The organism is Streptomyces sp. NPDC002795, assembly GCF_042888725.1.
Classification (GTDB): domain Bacteria; phylum Actinomycetota; class Actinomycetes; order Streptomycetales; family Streptomycetaceae; genus Streptomyces.
In genome coordinates, this window is record NZ_JBIAQB010000015.1 from 112,808 (window position 1) to 130,269 (window position 17,462).

Sequence of the window (17,462 nt, forward strand, 5' to 3'; positions counted from 1 at the left end):
TCACGCCTTGGTGAGGTCCTCGACCTCCTCCTCGGGCTCGCGGCCCGGGGTGGTGAGGTTGAACTTGATGATCGCGAACCGGAAGGTCACGTAGTAGATCACCGCGAAGACCAGGCCGACCGGGATGATCATCCATGGCTTGGTGGCATGGGTCCAGTTCAGCGCGTAATCGATGAACCCGGCCGAGAAGTTGAAGCCGGCGTGCACACCGAGGGCCCAGGTGACCGCCATCGAGACGGCGGTGAGCACCGCGTGCAGCACGTACAGGACCGGCGCGATGAACATGAACGAGAACTCGATCGGCTCGGTCACACCGGTGACGAACGAGGTCAGCGCGAGCGAGACCATCATGCCCATCACGGCCTTGCGGCGCTCGGGGCGTGCGCAGTGCGCCATCGCGATCGCGGCGGCCGGCAGGCCGAACATCATGATCGGGAAGAAGCCGGACTGGAACATGCCGGCCGAGGGGTCACCGGCCAGGAAGCGCGGGATGTCGCCGTGCACGACGTCGCCCGCGGCGTTGGTGAAGTCACCGAGCTGGAACCAGGCGACGGTGTTCACGAACTGGTGCATGCCGATCGGGATCAGCGCACGGTTCACGGCGCCGAACAGGCCCGCGCCACCGGCGCCGAGGCCCGTCATCCACTCGCCGAAGCTGGAGATGCCGCTGCCGATGGGCTCCCAGACCAGGCCGAAGAAGACGCCGACGACGATGCCGACGAAGGCCATGATGATCGGGACGAGCCGGCGGCCGTTGAAGAAGCCGAGCCAGTCCACCAGCTTGGTGCGGTAGAAGCGCTGCCACAGGACGGCGGCGAGCAGACCCATGATGATGCCGCCGAGGACACCCGGGTCGTTGTACGTCGCCGCGGCGTCCTCGCCCTTCTTGACCACCGCCTCGGTGACCGGGAAGGCCTCGAGGACCTTGCTGTAGACGAGGAATCCGACGACGGCGGCGAGCGCCGTCGAGCCATCGGACTTCTTGGCGAAGCCGATGGCGACGCCTATGCAGAACAGAAGGGGAAGGCTGCCGGTGAGGGCGCCGCCCGCGTTGTTGAAGACCGCGGCGACCTTGTCCCAGCCGAGGCCGTCCTTGCCGAAGATGTCGTCCTGGCCGAGCCGCACCATGATGCCGGCGGCAGGAAGCACCGCGATCGGCAACTGCAGGCTGCGGCCCACCTTTTGGAGGCCCTGGAAAAGGCCGGAACCCCGCTTCTTTGCGGGGGCCGCCGTAGCGCTGGCGGTGCTCATCAACTTCCTCCATGAAAAGCAGATGGTCTACACCACTCAGTGGTGTAGACCTGTTGTAGCACGGTGAAGGCGGGATAAGGAACCCTCGATTCCCGCAGCAATGGGCCCCCGGACCAAGTGGTCCGGGGGCCCATTGCCGCAGGCGCTCGCGGCGGCGCCGAAAGCGTTATGCCTTGGTGATGTCCTCGACTTCTTCCTCGGGCTCACGGCCCGGCGTCTTGATGTCCCACTTCGTGATCGCGAACCGGAAGATCACGTAATAGAGGACGGCGAAGGCGAGGCCGATCGGAATGATCAGCCATGGCTTGGTGGCCAGGTTCCAGTTGATCAGGTAGTCGATCAGACCCGCGGAGAAGCTGAAGCCGTCCTTGACGCCGAGCGCCCAGGTCACCGCCATCGACACACCGGTCAGCACCGCGTGCACCGCGTACAGCGCCGGCGCGATGAAGACGAAGGAGTACTCGATCGGCTCGGTGATACCGGTGACGAACGAGGTCAGCGCGAGCGACAGCATCATGCCCGCGACCACCTTGCGCCGCTCGGGCCGTGCGCAGTGGACGATCGCCAGACAGGCCGCCGGGAGCGCGAACATCATGATCGGGAAGAAGCCCGACTGGTAGATGCCCGCGGTCGGGTCGCCGCTCAGGAACATGTTGATGTCGCCGTGCACGGTCGTGCCGTCGGGCTTCGTGTACGAGCCGAACTGGAACCACAGCGGGACGTTGAGGAACTGGTGCAGGCCGATCACGAGCAGCGCGCGGTTGGCGACACCGAAGATCCCGGAGCCGATCGCGCCCAGGCTCTCCAGCCAGTTCGAGAAGCTCTCCAGGCCGCTGCCGATCGCGGGCCAGATCCACAGGCACAGCGCCGCGAAGACGATGCCGACGAAGGCCATGATGATCGGGACGAGCCGGCGGCCGTTGAAGAAGCCGAGCCAGGAGACCAGCTTGGTGCGGTGGTAGCGGACCCAGAAGAACGAGGCCAGGAAGCCCATGATGATGCCGCCGAACACACCCGGGTTCTGGTACGTGAAGGCCGCCACGGCACCGTCCGCCGCCTGACAGCCCGTCGCCACCGCCTTCGCGCCGCCCTCGCAGTCGATCGGGAACTGGTGCAGTACGCCCCGGTAGACGAGGAAACCCGCGACCGCCGCGAGAGCCGTCGAACCGTCCGCCTTCTTCGCCATGCCGATCGCGACACCGATGCAGAAGAGCAGCGGCAGACCGAGGTCGGCGTCGAGCAGTGCGCCGCCCGCGCCCGAGAAGACCTTGGCGACATTGGTCCAGCCGAGCCCGTCCTCGCCGAAGACGTCGGGCTGGCCGAGACGGTTGACGATGCCCGCCGCCGGGAGCACGGCGATGGGCAGTTGAAGGCTGCGCCCCATCTTCTGGAGCCCCTGGAAGAAGTTGCTCCAGGGGCTCGGTCGCGGTGCGGCGGCAGCGTTGGCGCTCATGGGCGTCCTCCCGGAACAAGCCACGTTTGGCGGTCGTTGGATACTGGTGTAGACCAGTTGCGGGGACGGGTCGGTCCGTGCTCGTCATCTTTCGTCACGGGTGGGGTCACCGCTCGCGAAGTTGGGCCAACCGTGGGTTACCGTGACAAAGCGGCCCATAGGCGGGCCCGGAGAACACAGGGAGAACGAAATGGCCACGAAGGCAGAGAAGATCGTCGCCGGCCTCGGCGGACTCGACAACATCGAAGAGGTCGAGGGCTGCATCACCCGCCTGCGTACCGAGGTCAAGGACCCGGCCCTGGTCGACGAGGCCGCGCTCAAGGCCGCCGGCGCCCACGGCGTCGTCAAGATGGGCACCGCGATCCAGGTCGTCATCGGCACCGACGCGGACCCCATTGCCGCGGACATCGAAGACATGATGTGAGCCGCTGAGGCCGCGCGCGCGAAGGCCCCACACTCCCACGCGGAGGGTGGGGCCTTCGCCGCACCCGATACGCTCCTCCCTATGTCTCGCATCGACGGCCGCACCCCCGAACAGCTCCGCCCGATCACCATCGAACGCGGCTGGAGCAAGCACGCCGAAGGCTCCGTCCTCGTCTCCTTCGGAGACACCAAGGTCTTCTGCACCGCCTCCTTCACCGAGGGCGTCCCGCGCTGGCGCAAGGGCAGCGGAGAGGGCTGGGTCACCGCCGAGTACTCGATGCTCCCGCGCTCCACGAACACCCGCGGCGACCGCGAGGCCGTCCGCGGGAAGATCGGCGGGCGCACGCACGAGATCAGCCGCCTGATCGGCCGCTCGCTGCGCGCCGTCATCGACTACAAGGCCCTCGGCGAGAACACCATCGTGCTCGACTGCGACGTCCTCCAGGCCGACGGCGGCACCCGCACGGCCGCCATCACCGGCGCGTACGTGGCGCTCGCCGACGCCATCTCCTGGGCCCAGGGCAAGAAGCTCATCAAGGCCGGCCGCAAGCCGCTGACCGGCACCGTGAGCGCCGTCTCCGTCGGCATCATCGACGGCGTCCCGATGCTCGACCTCCCCTACGAGGAGGATGTGCGCGCCGACACCGACATGAACGTCGTCTGCACCGGCGACGGCCGCTTCGTCGAGATCCAGGGCACCGCCGAGGCCGAGCCCTTCGCCCGCGACGAGCTCAACGCCCTTCTGGACCTGGCCGTCGCGGGCTGCGACGAGCTCGCCGTGATCCAGCGCAAGGCCCTGGAAGAGACCCTCTCCTAGGCCTCACCAAGTCCGTGACCAGGTAAAGAACTCCCCAAGTAGGGTGGCAGGGCACAGCAACCGCACAGCCATCGACTGCGTCACTACGGGTGGGTGGACGGCGCACGACACCAACTGCCGTCCAGCCGTCCGTACTTCAGGGGAGGACCCTTCCATGCCCGCGCGCCACCGACGTCTCGCCATACTGGCCGCCACCGCGGCACTCGTCGCGATTCCGGCCACCGTCGGCTGCTCGGCCGTCGACAAGGCACTCGACTGTGCCCGCACGGCCGACTCCATCGCCGACAGCGTGACCGACCTCCAGCAGGCCGTGGAGAACGCGTCCAACGACCCGACGCAGGCCGGCGAGTCCCTCGACAAGATCGACAAGAACCTCGACGACATCGGCGACAAGACCGACAACGCCGATGTCTCGAAGGCCGTCGACGACCTCAACAAGGCGGTGGACAACGTCCGTACGTCGATCAAGAACGGTGACGCGGCCCCGGACGTCACCCCGGTCACCGACTCCGCGGGCGAGCTGACCAAGGTCTGCACCTCGTAGCTCGGGCGGCCTGGATACTGGAGGCATGACCCGCCTCATTCTCGCCACCCGTAACAACGGCAAGATCGTCGAGCTCCGCTCCATCCTCGCCGACGCCGGCCTGCCCCACGAGCTGGTCGGCGCCGACGCCTACCCCGAGGTCCCGGACGTCCGCGAGACCGGCGTGACGTTCGCCGAGAACGCGCTCCTCAAGGCCCACGCCCTCGCCCAGGCCACCGGTCTGCCCGCCGTCGCCGACGACTCCGGCCTCTGCGTCGACGTACTCGGCGGCGCACCCGGCATCTTCTCGGCGCGCTGGGCCGGCAAGCACGGTGACGACCGGGCGAACCTGGAGCTGCTGCTCGCGCAGCTCGGTGACATCGACGACGACCGGCACCGTACGGCGCATTTCGCCTGCGCGGCGGCGCTCGCGCTTCCGGATGGTACGGAGCGGGTGGTCGAGGGGCAGATGCGTGGAGTGCTGCGGCATGCGCCTGCGGGGGCGGGTGGGTTCGGGTACGACCCGATTCTGCAGGTCGAGGGGGATGGGCGGACGGCGGCGGAGCTCACGGCGGACGAGAAGAACGCGATTTCCCACCGGGGGAAGGCGTTTCGGGCGTTGGTGCCGGTGGTGCGGGAGCTGTTGGGCTGAACCGGCGTTGCGGCCACGGGGCTCCGCCCCGGACCCCGCGCCTCAATCGCCGGCGGGGCTTGATGTGGGTATTTCAAGCCCCTGCGGCGATTGAGCAGCGGGGTCCGGGGCGGAGCCCCGTGACGGTGAACCGCTGGTGGGCGTCAGCCGTCCCCCCGGTCAAGGCCCCGCCGCTTGGCGCGGCGGCGGGCCTCCTTGAGGCGTTGGCGTTCCGCGCGGGTGACCTTGCGTTCTACGCCGACTCCGCCCCAGAACGCGAAACCGGTGACCACCACGCGCGGCGCGCCCGCGTCACCCGGCACACCTTCCTCGCTGTGGTCGAAGCCGCCCATGATGCCGATGCCGCGCACCACGACCTCCACGCCCGGCGGCACGACCACGTTCATCCCGCCCATGACCGCCACGCAGTTGATCACGACCTCGCGCGCCTCGAAGTCCGCCTCGCGCAGATCGATCTCACCGCCGCCCCAGAACGCGAAACAGTTGAACCGCCGCGGCGCCGTCCACCGCCCCTTGCGCTGGAACCCGGACATGATCCCGACGCCCCACGTGGAACTCGCCTCGCCCCGGATCCGCGAAGCCCAGTCGACGGCCCCCTCCGGCAGCGGCTCCTTCACGAAACTCACGGCCCCCGAAGCCCCCGCCCCGACCGGCAGGTCCTTCGTCAGCGGCGCCAGCTCCCCGTACGTACGCGCCTGATACGTCGCGTCGAGCCGCTCGCCGAACTCCTCCATGTCGAGGCGTCCCTCCGCGAGCGCGTCCCGCAGGCGCTCGGCGACGAGCTCGCGATCGGCGTCGGACGCGCGTAGTTCGGGGGTGCCAGCGGAGGGCCTGGGTCGGCCGGATTCGTCCGTCATGGGTGTCAGCGTACGGACGACTCACGTCAAGGCGCTACGGATGTGTCCCTCGCGTACATCCGCGCGATGACCGCCTCGATGTCCGGCTCGCGCACCGACAGGTCGACCATCGGATACCGCTCGGCGATCCGCGCCACGAGCGGCGCCGCCGACTGCCCGGCCGGGAACGCCAGCCACTGCCGCGCCCCCTCCACCTTCACCACTCGCGCGAACTCCACGTCCAGCGGCGGCAGTTCACGCTCCAGGTCCACGACGAGCGTCCGCTCGGCCGCCGCGCCGCCCGTCGCGTGCAGGCCCTCCAGCTCACCGTCGTACATGAGCTTCCCGTGGTCGATGACCATCACACGGCGGCACAGCTGCTCGATGTCGGTGAGGTCGTGCGTCGTGAGCAGTACCGTCGTGCCGTGCTCGGCGTTCAAGTCCCTGAGGAATCCGCGTACTTTGACCTTCGATACGACATCCAGGCCGATCGTCGGCTCGTCCAGGTACAGCACCTCGGGGTCATGGAGGAGCGCCGCCGTGATGTCCCCGCGCATCCGCTGACCGAGTGAGAGCTGGCGTACGGGGACGTCCAACAGGTCGCCCAGTTCGAGGAGTTCTACGCAGCGTGCCAGGTTCTGCTCGTAGCGGCTCTCCTCGATGCGGTACATGCGCCGCATCAGGCGGTACGAGTCGATCAGTGGCAGGTCCCACCACAGTGTCGTCCGCTGCCCGAAGACCACGCCCATCCGCTGCGCCAGGCGGGCCCGCTCGCGGGAGGGGTCGATGCCCGCGACCCGGAGCCGGCCGCCGCTCGGGGTGAGGATGCCCGTCAGCATCTTGATCGTCGTCGACTTCCCCGCGCCGTTCGGCCCGATGTAGCCGACCATCTCGCCGCGCCGCACCGTGAAGCTCAGCGAGTCCACGGCCCGCACCTCACGCCGCTCCCGCCGCATGAAGCCCGTCTTGCGCCGTACGTCGAAGACCTTCTCGACCTCGTCGAGCCGGATGAACTCGTCTCCCATAGGCCCCACTTCCAACGTCAACTCCCCGTGCTGCGGTACGTACGAAGCGCCGCCCGCCAGGCGGACAGCGCGAGGGCCAGACAGGCGGCCGCCACCAGCGGCGGCGCGAACGCCACCCACCGCGGCAGGTCGAGCGGATAGGGGCGGCCCAGGATGTAGAGGCCGGGCAGCCAGTTCACGAAGGCGAGGGGCAGAACGAACGTGACACTTTTCAGCAAAGTGTCACCGAAAACCGTGGGCGGGTAGCTGAGCATGGCGTTGCCGCCGAACGTCGCCGCGTTCTGCACCTCGGAGGCGTCCTGCGCGACGATCTGGAAGGCCGCGCCCGCGATGAACACGGCCGTGAAGATGGCGCCGCCGCTGATCACGAGGGCCGGGACGAGCAGCACCTTCAGCGGCGTCCACGCCACGTCGATCGCGGTGAGGCCGTACCCGAGCACCACCACGCCCTGCGTGACCCGCCCCAGCCTGCGCAGCGCGAACCGGTCCGCCGCGACCTGCGCGAGCACCGGCGCGGGCCGCACCAGGAACGTGTCGAGCGTGCCGTCCCGCACCCGCTGCCCGAGCCGCCCCACCGACCCGAACGCCAGGTCCGCGAGCCCGAAGGACGTGCCCGCCGCCCCGTACAGGAAGGCGATCTCCGCGAGGCCGTACCCGCCGAGCCGGTCCACCTGCGAGAACATCAGCAGGATCCCGACGAACTCAAGGCCTGTCACCGCGAAGTTCCCGAAGACCGTCATCAGGAACGACGCCCGGTACGTCATCGTGGACCGGATCCACATCCCGCCCACCAGCCGGTACGTCCGCGCCGCCTCCCCGAGAGCGTTCCGCTCAGCCACCCTGCACCACCACCCTCCGTGTCGCGGCGGACTGCAACAGCCGCCCGGCGCCGAGCAGCACCACCGCCCACGCCCCCTGGAACAGCAGCGCCCCGCCCACGCCCCGCTCACCGAGCAGCACATCCGCCGGAACCTGGAGGAGCGCCGACCACGGCAGGGCGCGGGCGACCTCGCCGAAGGCGCCCGGGAACACGTTCAGCGGCAGCAGCATCCCCGAGAGGAACGTCGACACGAGCCCCGACATCTGCACGATCCCGCTGCCGTCCAGCAGCCAGAACGCCGACAGTGCCACCAGATAGCGGATCGCGAAACTCACCGCCGCCCCGGCCAGCAGCGTCAGCAGGAATGCCAGCCACCTCAACGGGTCGGTGGGCAGCGCGAGTTGGAAGATCAGTGACCCCACCGCCATCGGTACGACACCGCGCCCCAGGAACTGGAAGGCCGCCCGGCCGAGATCCTGCGCCAGCCACCAGCACTGCAGATCCACCGGCCGGTACAGGTCGACGGCGATGTCCCCGCTGCGGATCCGCTCCATCAGATCGGTCTCGAAGCCACCGCCGATCTGCAGCACCATCACCGCGAACATCGCCTGCCCGACCCACACGAACGTCAGCGCCTGCGCCTGGTCGTATCCGCCGAGCCGCGGCCGCTCGTCCCACAGCGCGATATAGGTGCAGGCGATGATCAGGCCGAACACGGTGTTCGTGAAGACCCCGGCGAGCGTCGCGCCGCGATAGGTGGCGTATCTGCGGAAACCTCCTGCGGCGACGGTCGCGTACAGCCGCACTGCTCCCACCGATCCCCCTCCCGAAAACAGGCCGAAGCGCAGGAGCTTAGGGCCCCCGCGCGTCGCCTGCCACAGATTTTCGGCTCCATGTAGCAGTCTTGGAGGTCATATGTGTCATACAGGGCGTACGTGATGTACGACGCGGATCAGGAGTTCCACAGGACATGAGCAGCGACGAGCCGGAGCAGCCCGAGCAGCCGACGCGGCCCCAGGAGCCGGGCACGCCCGACGCAGGCGCCACGCCCGCCGCCACCGGCAAGGCCAAGCGGCCCAGGCGCACCGGCTGGCGCCGCCTGATCCCCACCTGGCGGATGCTGCTCGGCGGCCTCGTCGGCTTCATCCTGCTGTGCGTCGGCCTGTTCGCCCTCGGCTACTTCCTCGTGGACATCCCCGCCGCCAACTCGGCGGCGACCGCGCAGAGCAACGTGTACCTGTACGCGGACGGCAGCCAGATCGCCCGCGACGGCGAGGTCAACCGGGAGAACGTGAGCCTCACCCAGATCCCCAAGTCGGTGCAGCACGCGGTGCTCGCCGCCGAGGACCGCGACTTCTACTCCGAATCCGCCGTCGACCCGCAGGCCATGCTCCGCGCCGCCTGGTCCACGCTCACCGGCAAGGGCAAACAGGGCGGCTCCACGATCACCCAGCAGTACGTGAAGAACTACTACCTGGGCCAGGAGCAGACGGTCACCCGGAAGGCCAAGGAGTTCTTCATCTCCATCAAGCTGGACCGCGAGAAGTCCAAGGACGACATCCTTGAGGGCTACCTCAACACCAGCTACTTCGGGCGCAACGCGTACGGCATCCAGGCCGCCGCCCAGGCGTACTACGGCGAGGACGTCCAGGACCTGTCGACCGCTCAGGGCGCCTATCTCGCGGCCCTCGTGAACGCCCCGAGCGCGTACGACGTGGCCGCACACCCCGAGAACAAGACGGCCGCGACCGCCCGCTGGAACTACGTGCTCGACGGCATGGTCAAGGAGGGCTGGCTCGACGCCTCCGACCGCAAGAACATGAAGTTCCCCCCGCCCGACCAGGCGAAGGCACCGTCGGGCCTCTCCGGACAGCGCGGCTACCTCGTGCAGGCCGTGAAGGACTACATCACCGACAACAAGATCCTCGACGAGGACACCCTCGCAGGCGGCGGCTACCGGATCACGACCACGCTGCAAAAGAAGAAGCAGAGCGCCTTCGAGAAGGCCGTCGACGACCAGCTGATGTCGAAACTCGACAAGGACGCCCGGGACATCGACAAGAACGTCCGCGCGGGCGGCGCCGCCATCGACCCGTCGAACGGCAAGGTGCGCGCCATGTACGGCGGCGTCGACTACACCAAGCAGTACGTCAACAACGCCACGCGCCGCGACTACCAGGTCGGCTCCACGTTCAAGCCGTTCGTGTTCACGTCCGCCGTCGAGAACGCCTCGACCACGCAGGACGGCCGCAGGATCACCCCCAGCACCATCTACGACGGCACCAACAAGCGCGCCGTACAGGGCTGGGACGGCGGCCGGTACGCCCCCGCCAACGAGGACGACCGCTCCTACGGCAACATCACGGTCAGCGAGGCCACCGACAAGTCCGTCAACGCGGTGTACGCGCAGATGGCCGTCGACGTCGGCTCCGACAAGGTCAAGCAGACCGCCCTCGACCTCGGCATCCCCTCCGACACCCCGGACCTGACCGCCTCCCCGTCGATCGCGCTCGGCCCCTCCACCGCCTCCGTCCTCGACATGACCGAGGCGTACGCGACGCTCGCCAACCACGGCGAACACGGCACGTACACGCTGCTCGACGCGGTCACCAAGAACGGCGAGGACGTCACGCTCCCCAAGAAGGAGACCCGGCAGGCCGTCCCCCGCGCGGCCGCCGACACCACCACGTCGATCCTCAAGTCGGTCGTCGACGGCGGCACCGGCACCGCCGCCAAGGCCGCGGGACGCCCCGCCGCCGGCAAGACCGGCACCGCGGAGGAGGACAAGGCGGCATGGTTCGCGGGCTACACCCCCGACCTCGCGACCGTCGTCTCGGTGATGGGCCAGGACCCGGTCTCCGGCGCGCAGACCCCGCTGTACGGGGCGACGGGCCTCGCCCGGATCAACGGCGGCGGGTACCCGGCACAGATCTGGGCCCAGTTCACGCAGGCGGCCCTCTCCGGCACTCCGGCGAGCGACTTCGACCTGGACCTCCAGAGCGGAGCCGAACAGGAACCGCTGCCCTCGACCTCGGAATCCGCATCGGAATCCGCGACCGAATCCCCCTCGGACACCGCCTCCGCGACACCCTCGGACGAGGAGACCCCGTCCGACGAACCGTCGAGCGAGACACCTCCCTCGCAGGACCCGACGGGCGGCGAAGATGAGCCCACCGATTCCCCGAGCCCCGGCGACTCGGGCCTGAACCCCCTCAGCGCCCCGAAGTCACCGTGAGCCCGCGGGCCCACCCGGCCGAACGGCTACAGGTACAGGCCCGTCGAATCCTCGGAACCCTCGAACCGGTCGGCCGCCACCGCGTGCAGATCCCGCTCGCGCATCAGCACGTACGCGACACCCCGCACCTCGACCTCCGCCCGGTCCTCCGGATCGAACAGCACCCGGTCACCCGGCTCCACGGCCCGCACGTTCTGCCCGACCGCGACGACCTCGGCCCAGGCAAGTCGCTTGCCGACGGCCGCCGTCGCGGGAATCAGGATGCCGCCACCACTGCGCCGCTCACCCTCGGAGGTGTCCTGCCGCACGAGCACACGGTCGTGCAGCATGCGGATGGGCAGCTTGTCGTCATGGCGGGTGCTGTGCTTATCGGGATTGGCGCTCACGCCGACGAACCTACCTGCCCCACGCGCACTTGTGGGCCGCCGGGTCAGCGCTTACGGCGCCGCGAACGCACCGTGACGAGCCCCACGACACCCACCACCACGAGCGCGACCGGCACGATCCGCTCCAGACGTGGCGCGCCCTCCTCCGAGACCAACTGCCCCTTCACCTCGGAGACCAGCCGGTTCGCCCCGACGTATGCCCGACCGAGCGTGTGGTCGACCTGCGAGGCGACCTTGGCCTTCGCGTCGCCGACGATCGTCTTCGGGTGGACCCGGATCCCGATCTCGTCGAGCGTCTCGGCCAGGGTCTCGCGACGGCGCTTGATGTCCGCCTCGATCTGGGCCGGGGTCCGCGTGTCCGGGGTATCCGGCGTACTGGACGTGTGCGACACCGCGCTGCCTCCAAGGTCGCTGCTCTCACTGCGTATGAGTAATGGACAGTCTGTCAGTTCACCGCCCACACCACCCCCCGGCACCCCCATTACGCTCAACCGAGTCCACTTGTCACGACGCCCCAGGAGGCCCCCATGAGCGAGCGACTGCAGCCCGGCGACACCGCGCCCGCCTTCACCCTGCCCGACGCCGACGGCAACGAGGTCTCCCTCGCCGACCACAAGGGCCGCAAGACGATCGTCTACTTCTACCCCGCTGCCCTCACCCCGGGCTGCACCAAGCAGGCCTGCGACTTCACCGACAACCTCGACGTCCTCGCCGAGGCCGGCTACGACGTCATCGGCGTTTCCCCCGACAAGCCGGAGAAGCTCGCCAAGTTCCGCGAGAAGGAGAACCTCAAGGTCACCCTGGTGGGCGACCCCGAGAAGAAGGTCCTGGAGGCCTACGGCGCCTTCGGCGAGAAGAAGCTGTACGGGAAGGTCGTCACCGGAGTCATCCGCTCCACGGTGGTCGTCGACGAGGAAGGAAAGGTCGAGCGCGCCCTCTACAACGTGAAGGCGACCGGCCACGTAGCGAAGATCATCAAGGATCTCGGCATCTGAGAATTCCCGCACCTCCTGGACCGCCTCCACGTGCGAAAGTTCGGGCATTGGCGGAAGTTAGGGACGAAAGGTTGTGACGAAAGTCCCGAAAGCTTGGGACTTTCGTTTGCAACGAACGTCCGTGAGCAGGTGGAACCTGGAAGCGCTTTGCAGTCAGAGAAGGGATCCACCCCATGACCACCGACACCGAGGAAGGGCTGGTGCCCGACCCGGAGGCGGTCAAGCGTCACCGCGCCTTGTTCCGCGCAGTCAAGCGGCGCAAGAACCCGCCGCTGCGCCGCACCGACATCACCGTCACCGACGACTCCGCTGTGAAGCGGGCGGTGAAGGCGGCGTCGCTCGGTAACGCCATGGAATGGTTCGACTTCGGGATCTACTCGTACCTGGCCGTCACCATCGGCCACGTCTTCTTCCCCTCCGGGAACGACACGGTCCAGCTGATCTCGTCGTTCGCGACCTTCGCGGTCTCGTTCCTCGTGCGCCCGATCGGCGGCATGGTCTTCGGCCCCATGGGTGACAAGGTCGGCCGCAAGAAGGTCCTCGCGCTGACCATGATCCTCATGGCCATCGGCACCTTCGCGATCGGCCTGATCCCGTCCTACGCGACGATCGGCTTCTGGGCGCCGGTCCTGCTGATCTTCTTCCGCCTCGTCCAGGGCTTCTCCACCGGCGGTGAGTACGGCGGTGCCTCCACCTTCATCGCCGAGTACGCCCCCGACAAGCGCCGCGGTTACTTCGGCAGCTTCCTCGAATTCGGCACCCTCGCCGGCTACGTCGGCGCGGCCGGCCTCGTCACGATCCTGACGTCCGTGCTCGGCAGCGACGGCATGGAGTCCTGGGGCTGGCGCATCCCGTTCCTGGTGGCGGGCCCCATCGGCCTGGTCGGCCTCTACCTCCGGCTCCGCCTCGACGAGACCCCCGCGTTCCAGAAGCTGGAGGACGAGTCCTCGCACCGCGCCTCCGACGCCGCCTCCTCCGTGGAGACGACGGCCAAGGGCGACCTGGCCAAGATCTTCCGCGACCACTGGCCGACGCTGATCCTCTGCATCTGCCTCGTCGGCGCGTACAACATCACCGACTACATGCTTCTCTCGTACATGCCGACGTACCTGTCGGACGAGATGGGCTACTCGGAGACGCACGGCCTGCTGATCCTGATCATCACGATGGTCGTCCTGATGTGCATCATCAGCCAGGTCGGCAAGCTCTCCGACCGCTTCGGCCGCAAGCCGCTCCTCATGACCGGCATGCTCAGCTTCTTCGTCCTCTCGATCCCGTCCTTCCTCCTGGTCAAGAACGGCGCCCTGTGGGCGGTCTCGCTCGGCATGCTGCTGCTCGGCCTCTCCCTGGTCTGCCTCCTCGGCACCATGTCGGCGGCCCTCCCGGCACTCTTCCCGACGCAGGTCCGCTACGGCTCCCTCTCGGTCGGCTACAACCTCTCGGCCTCGATCTTCGGCGGCACGACCCCCCTGGTCATCACCGCCCTGATCGGCCTGACCGGCTCCGACATGATGCCCGCGTACTACTCGATGGCCGCGGCACTCGTCGGCGTCATCGCGGTCGCCTGCATGAAGGAAACGGCCCAGAAGCCCCTGGCCGGCTCCCCGCCCTCGGTGGAGACGGACGAGGAGGCCGCGGAAATGGTCGAATCCCAGGCCCCGACACCGAAGTTCTGACTCGCCCTGCTCGTCGAACCGCTCCGTTGCCCTGTGGCGCGGGGCGGTTCGTCTCTGCCTCAACTGCCATGCACTGGCCAGGACTTGATGCCCGGTCGGCAGGTAAGCCTCTCGGTCGGGGAGCACCGTCGTACACTGACGAGGCGGAACAGGCCCGGAAGGTGATCTGCCCGTTTTGATGCGGTCGTGACGGAATTGGCAGACGTGTCGGGTTTAGGTCCCGGTGGGAGAAATCCCGTGAGGGTTCGAGTCCCTTCGACCGCACACATACGAAAGGGCGCCCCGGTAGCGGGGCGCCCTTTCGTATGTCGCCGGACTCAGCCGGACACGCCTTACAGCTCCGCCCCCGTCGACCCCCGCAGCGACGACAGGTTCAAGGACTCCGCCATCTTGCGGTAGCCCGCGTCGCTGGGGTGGAGGTGGTCGCCGGAGTCGTACTGGTCGAGGAGGCGGCGCGGGTTGTACGGGTCGCGCAGGGCGCGGTCGAAGTCGACGTGGCTGTCGAAGACCTTGCCGGCGCGGATCTGCTCGTTCACGGACTGGCGGACCGCCTCCAGGTTCGGGCGGTAGCCGGGGTGGCCCTGGAACGGCATGAGCGTCGCGCCGACGACCCGCAGGCCGCGCGTGTGCGCCTGCCGGGTCATCTCGCGCAGACCGTCGACGATCTTCGCGGGGTCGGTCTGCTGCGGCGTGCGCAGGATGTCGTTGATACCGAGGTCGATGATGACGGCGCGGGCGCCGGAGCGGCTGAGCGCGTCACGTTCGAAGCGGGAGAGGCCGCTGGGGTTGTTGGCGGGGCGGCCGAAGCCGTCGGCCAGTATCCGGTTGCCGCTGATGCCCTGGTTGACGACGCCGTAGCGCGGGGCGCCCGACTCCGTGCGCAGTCGCTCGGCGAGTATGTCCGTCCACCGGCGGTTGGCGCCCATGGTGGAGGTTATGCCGTCGGTGAGGGAGTCGCCGATGACGACGACGGTGCCCTGCGCCTCGTTGCTGAGCACGTCGAGGGCGCTGAGGTAGCGCCAGTACGGGCTCTGCTGGTTGTAGAGCGTGCCGCTGGACTCCTCGGTGCGGTCGCCCCGGGCGACGTACGACATCTGGCGGGCCTGCGGGTGGTACGTGACCGGCCCGGACGGTGTCGGCGAGTACGTGGTGACCAGCATGTCCGAGTCGCTCGGCACGGTGATCCGCAGCGCGTCGCTGACGGCCTGCTGGCCGGGCTGGATGACGACCGAGGAGTTTCCGGAGAACGTCAGGCGCCGCATCGTGTCGGACAGGGCCGTCGGGTTGTTGGGCGCCGAGGCCACGGCGATAGAGGCGTGCGTGATGCGCAGCGGTGACTGTCCGTACAGGTTCGACAGGGTGATGCGCGCGGCGCTGCCGCCCACGCTGGTGTGCACGATGTTGCGGATGGAGTGGCCGTAGAACCCGTTCGTCTCCGTGCCGGGCTCTCCGCCGGCGGGGGAGGCGGACCAGCTGCCGGCCCAGGTGCCGGTGGAGGCGGGGGCGGCGGAGCTGCGCGGGTGTGCGCCGCCGGCCTGTATGTCGTCGTCGCCGCCCAGGACTCCGGAGAAGCCCACGTAGATGGCGGCAGAGATCGTCACGACGACCGCGACGAGCGCGGTCAACAAGGCATAACCGTGACGCTTGGTCATGCGGTGTGTGTCTCCTCGGGCAGGGGGAGCCCGAGGCTCCGATGCGATGAACCCATGATGCGTCATGGGACGGGAGGGGGCCGACACTGCCCCCCTCCGGACATTCAGACGCCGGGAACCTTTGGTTCGTTCCGGGAGTAGGTCATGAAGGGACAATGTGTGAGGCGAATGACAGCCGAAGTCGAAGCCGACGAGAGTCGGGAGTGATGGCCGGTGACAGTCGGGCCGATGACCGATGCGGAGTGGGCTGAGTGGACGGCGACGTGAAGCGCGGGGCGCAGGGGCCCCAGGGGCGCCAGGGGGCTTACGGCACAGGGGACAAAGCAGCTGAAGCAGCCGAAGAGGTTGAAGGGGTCGAAGCGGCTGAAGCGGACACCGAGGAGCATTCCCGCGCCACAACGGGCCAATCCCGGCCCGCTCACCCCGCTCACCCCACCCACCCCGCCCGCCGCTTCGTCGCCGAGTTCACGGCGGCGGACGAGGAGAAGCGGCGCGGCGTGCGCCGGATGAAGCTGACGGCGGTCGGGCTGCTGGTCTTCGTCGCGCTCGTCTACGTACTGGCCACGTGGGCGGGGCACGCGGGCGCGGGCGCCTGGACGGGTTACGTCGCGGCGGCCGCGGAGGCCGGCATGGTCGGTGCGCTGGCCGACTGGTTCGCGGTCACCGCCCTGTTCCGCCACCCGCTGGGCCTGCGCATTCCGCATACGGCGATCATCCCGACCAAGAAGGACCAGCTGGGGGTCTCGCTGGGCGAGTTCGTCGGCGAGAACTTCCTGTCGGGCGATGTCGTACGGGAGCGGTTGCGCGCGGTCGGCATCGGCAGCCGCCTCGGTGCGTGGCTCGCGGAGCCGGATCACGCCGATCGGGTGACGGCGGAGCTGGCGACGGCGCTGCGGGGCGCCCTGACGGTGCTGCGCGACTCCGACGTGCAGGCGATCGTCGGCGAGGCCATCACGCGTCGGGCGGACAACGCGGAGATCGCGCCGGGGCTCGGCAAGATGCTGGAGAAGGTCGTGGGCGACGGCGGCCACAAGCGGATCGTCGACCTGGTGTGCGCCCGCGCCCACGACTGGCTGGTGCTGCACTCCGACTCGGTGATGGACGCGGTGGAGGGCGGCGCCCCCGGCTGGACGCCCCGTTTCGTCGACAAGCGGGTGGGCGAGCGCGTCTACAAGGAGCTGCTGCGCTTCGTCACGGAGATGCGCGACATGCCGGACCACCCGGCGCGCGGCGCGCTCGACCGTTTCCTCGCCGACTTCGCCGCCGACCTTCAGTCCGACTCCGACACGCGGGACCGGGTGGAGCGTCTGAAGTCGGAGATCCTGGGCCGTTCCGAGGTGCAGGACATCATCGCCTCGGCCTGGTCCGCGGTCCGCCGGATGATCGTCGCTGCGGCCGAGGACGAGCGCAGTGAGCTGCGTCTTCGGGTGCGGGCCTCGCTGCTCTCGCTCGGCCGCCGGATGTCGACGGAGCCGGATGTGAGCTCCAAGGTCGACGGCTGGGTGGAGGGCGCGGCGGTGTATGTCGTGACGACGTACCGCGCGGAGATCACGTCCCTCATCACGGACACGGTCGCGGGCTGGGACGCCGAGCACACGACCCGCAAGATCGAGGCGCACATCGGCCGTGACCTGCAGTTCATCCGGATCAACGGCACGGTGGTGGGTTCGCTGGCGGGCCTGCTGATCTTTACGGTGTCGCGGGCGCTGGGAGCGTAG

17 protein-coding genes and 1 tRNA gene are annotated in these 17,462 nt (G+C 68.7%); 9 read left to right on the top strand and 9 right to left on the bottom strand.

Annotated elements, in window-relative coordinates:
* Both ACFYWS_RS35435 and ACFYWS_RS35440 read right to left on the bottom strand, forming a co-directional pair.
* Positions 1 to 1,251, bottom strand: coding sequence for a PTS transporter subunit EIIC (locus ACFYWS_RS35435; RefSeq protein WP_389283316.1), 1,251 nt, complete (start codon positions 1,249 to 1,251; stop codon positions 1 to 3).
* Positions 1,252 to 1,417: 166 nt separating this feature from the next.
* Complete coding sequence (locus tag ACFYWS_RS35440; RefSeq protein WP_389283318.1) at positions 1,418 to 2,704, bottom strand: PTS transporter subunit EIIC; 1,287 nt, start codon at positions 2,702 to 2,704, stop codon at positions 1,418 to 1,420.
* 190 nt (positions 2,705 to 2,894) lie between these two features.
* On the opposite strand from ACFYWS_RS35440, the gene ACFYWS_RS35445 reads away from it, so the two are divergent.
* The 4 genes from ACFYWS_RS35445 to rdgB all read left to right on the top strand — a co-directional run bounded on the left by ACFYWS_RS35445 (position 2,895) and on the right by rdgB (position 5,119).
* Complete coding sequence (locus tag ACFYWS_RS35445; RefSeq protein ID WP_389283320.1) at positions 2,895 to 3,128, top strand: glucose PTS transporter subunit EIIB; 234 nt, start codon at positions 2,895 to 2,897, stop codon at positions 3,126 to 3,128.
* An 81-nt stretch (positions 3,129 to 3,209) separates the two neighbouring features.
* On the top strand, positions 3,210 to 3,944 hold the full coding sequence (gene rph / locus ACFYWS_RS35450; RefSeq protein WP_389283322.1) for a ribonuclease PH: 735 nt from the start codon (positions 3,210 to 3,212) through the stop codon (positions 3,942 to 3,944).
* A gap of 154 nt (positions 3,945 to 4,098) precedes the next feature.
* Positions 4,099 to 4,488 carry a hypothetical protein gene (locus ACFYWS_RS35455; RefSeq protein ID WP_389283324.1) on the top strand — a complete coding sequence of 130 codons (390 nt, stop codon included), beginning with the start codon at positions 4,099 to 4,101 and terminating at the stop codon, positions 4,486 to 4,488.
* Positions 4,489 to 4,513: 25 nt separating this feature from the next.
* Positions 4,514 to 5,119, top strand: a complete 606-nt coding sequence (rdgB, locus tag ACFYWS_RS35460) for an RdgB/HAM1 family non-canonical purine NTP pyrophosphatase (RefSeq protein WP_389283326.1) — start codon at positions 4,514 to 4,516, stop codon at positions 5,117 to 5,119.
* A 143-nt stretch (positions 5,120 to 5,262) separates the two neighbouring features.
* Here the strand turns inward: rdgB and ACFYWS_RS35465 are convergent, their stop codons facing one another.
* Genes ACFYWS_RS35465 through ACFYWS_RS35480 form a run of 4 tightly spaced genes read right to left on the bottom strand, consistent with a single transcriptional unit; the run spans position 5,263 to position 8,615 of the window.
* On the bottom strand, positions 5,263 to 5,976 hold the full coding sequence (locus ACFYWS_RS35465) for a DUF1707 domain-containing protein (protein WP_389283328.1): 714 nt from the start codon (positions 5,974 to 5,976) through the stop codon (positions 5,263 to 5,265).
* 26 nt (positions 5,977 to 6,002) lie between these two features.
* Positions 6,003 to 6,980 carry an ATP-binding cassette domain-containing protein gene (locus ACFYWS_RS35470; RefSeq protein WP_389283329.1) on the bottom strand — a complete coding sequence of 326 codons (978 nt, stop codon included), beginning with the start codon at positions 6,978 to 6,980 and terminating at the stop codon, positions 6,003 to 6,005.
* A 17-nt stretch (positions 6,981 to 6,997) separates the two neighbouring features.
* Positions 6,998 to 7,762, bottom strand: coding sequence for an ABC transporter permease (locus ACFYWS_RS35475; RefSeq protein WP_389283465.1), 765 nt, complete (start codon positions 7,760 to 7,762; stop codon positions 6,998 to 7,000).
* 49 nt (positions 7,763 to 7,811) lie between these two features.
* On the bottom strand, positions 7,812 to 8,615 hold the full coding sequence (locus ACFYWS_RS35480; RefSeq protein WP_389283331.1) for an ABC transporter permease: 804 nt from the start codon (positions 8,613 to 8,615) through the stop codon (positions 7,812 to 7,814).
* Positions 8,616 to 8,770: 155 nt separating this feature from the next.
* Here ACFYWS_RS35480 and ACFYWS_RS35485 point away from each other — a divergent pair, with 155 nt between their 5' ends.
* Positions 8,771 to 11,035, top strand: a complete 2,265-nt coding sequence (locus ACFYWS_RS35485) for a transglycosylase domain-containing protein (RefSeq protein WP_389283333.1) — start codon at positions 8,771 to 8,773, stop codon at positions 11,033 to 11,035.
* A 26-nt stretch (positions 11,036 to 11,061) separates the two neighbouring features.
* Here the strand turns inward: ACFYWS_RS35485 and ACFYWS_RS35490 are convergent, their stop codons facing one another.
* On the bottom strand, positions 11,062 to 11,364 hold the full coding sequence (locus tag ACFYWS_RS35490; protein WP_326015685.1) for a co-chaperone GroES: 303 nt from the start codon (positions 11,362 to 11,364) through the stop codon (positions 11,062 to 11,064).
* 101 nt (positions 11,365 to 11,465) lie between these two features.
* Positions 11,466 to 11,813 carry a DUF3618 domain-containing protein gene (locus ACFYWS_RS35495; protein WP_389283335.1) on the bottom strand — a complete coding sequence of 116 codons (348 nt, stop codon included), beginning with the start codon at positions 11,811 to 11,813 and terminating at the stop codon, positions 11,466 to 11,468.
* A 135-nt stretch (positions 11,814 to 11,948) separates the two neighbouring features.
* On the opposite strand from ACFYWS_RS35495, the gene bcp reads away from it, so the two are divergent.
* From bcp to ACFYWS_RS35510, 3 genes are all read left to right on the top strand, one after another.
* Positions 11,949 to 12,416: a thioredoxin-dependent thiol peroxidase gene (gene bcp / locus ACFYWS_RS35500; protein ID WP_266710760.1), complete on the top strand. Its 468-nt coding sequence runs from the start codon at positions 11,949 to 11,951 to the stop codon at positions 12,414 to 12,416.
* Between the two features lie 173 nt (positions 12,417 to 12,589).
* On the top strand, positions 12,590 to 14,092 hold the full coding sequence (proP, locus tag ACFYWS_RS35505; protein WP_389283336.1) for a glycine betaine/L-proline transporter ProP: 1,503 nt from the start codon (positions 12,590 to 12,592) through the stop codon (positions 14,090 to 14,092).
* A 180-nt stretch (positions 14,093 to 14,272) separates the two neighbouring features.
* Positions 14,273 to 14,356: transfer RNA gene (locus tag ACFYWS_RS35510), tRNA-Leu, on the top strand.
* Positions 14,357 to 14,424: 68 nt separating this feature from the next.
* On the opposite strand, the gene ACFYWS_RS35515 is transcribed toward ACFYWS_RS35510, so the two are convergent.
* Positions 14,425 to 15,744: an SGNH/GDSL hydrolase family protein gene (locus tag ACFYWS_RS35515; RefSeq protein ID WP_389283338.1), complete on the bottom strand. Its 1,320-nt coding sequence runs from the start codon at positions 15,742 to 15,744 to the stop codon at positions 14,425 to 14,427.
* Positions 15,745 to 15,995: 251 nt separating this feature from the next.
* Here ACFYWS_RS35515 and ACFYWS_RS35520 point away from each other — a divergent pair, with 251 nt between their 5' ends.
* The gene (locus tag ACFYWS_RS35520) at positions 15,996 to 17,462 is read left to right on the top strand and encodes a DUF445 domain-containing protein (RefSeq protein ID WP_389283340.1); all 1,467 of its coding nucleotides are present in this window, start codon (positions 15,996 to 15,998) and stop codon (positions 17,460 to 17,462) included.